This window comes from Achromobacter semiaridum, assembly GCF_053543755.1.
Map to the genome: position 1 here is coordinate 1 of NZ_JBLVOL010000116.1, position 768 is coordinate 768.

Genomic DNA, 768 nt, shown 5'->3' on the forward strand with positions numbered 1-768 from the left:
CCACGCCCGGCACTGCACCCGCGCCCACAGCCGCGGCCGCCCCGCCCAAGCCCCCGGCGCCCGTGCCAGGACGCAGCGCGCTGGACTTCAGCGCATCGCGCCCCGCATGGGAGACCTTTCTGCGCGATGCCGACCCGGCTGCGGGCAAGCAATTGGCCGCCAACGGCAAACCCGCCGCCGGCGTGCAAGCCTGCGTGGCCTGCCACGGCCAGGCCGGCATCACGCCGTCAGGCGGCATCTTTCCCAACCTGGCCGGGTTAAGCAGCGAATACCTGGCCAAGCAATTGGCCGACTTCCGCAGCGGCGCGCGAGTACAGCCCTTGATGAATACCGTGGCGCGCGCGTTGTCCGAGCAGGAAATCGGCCAAGTGGCGGCGTACTACGGCACGCTGGCCGGGCCGCCCATGCATGTGGGCGAGTTTGGCGGTGACGCCGCCCGCAAGCTGGACGTGCAAGGTGACGGCGCACGCGCCTTGCCCGCCTGCGCCAATTGCCACGGCCTGCGCGGCATGGGAGAAGGGCCGCTGATCCCCAGGCTTGCCGGCCAATCACGCGAGTACTTCACCGACCAGATGAACGCGTTTCGCAACGGCTCGCGCCAAAACGATGACGTCGGGGTAATGCGCGCCTTCTCGCAACGCCTGACCGACGCCGAGATACAGGCGTTGGCGGCCTACTACGCGGGGCCGGCGCCTCAGCAAAGGTAAGCGCCGCAGCTTGCCTCTCGCGGCGCCGGGTCGCGGGAGGTTGCGGCAGGTTTGGGGGGGG

General features: G+C 70.2%; 1 protein-coding gene. It reads left to right on the plus strand.

The features are described from left to right. The coding region (locus ACNPP0_RS24780) for a c-type cytochrome (RefSeq protein ID WP_448707278.1) at nucleotides 1-707 on the plus strand (707 nt) is incomplete at its 5' end. Nucleotides 708-768: the final 61 nt, after the last annotated feature.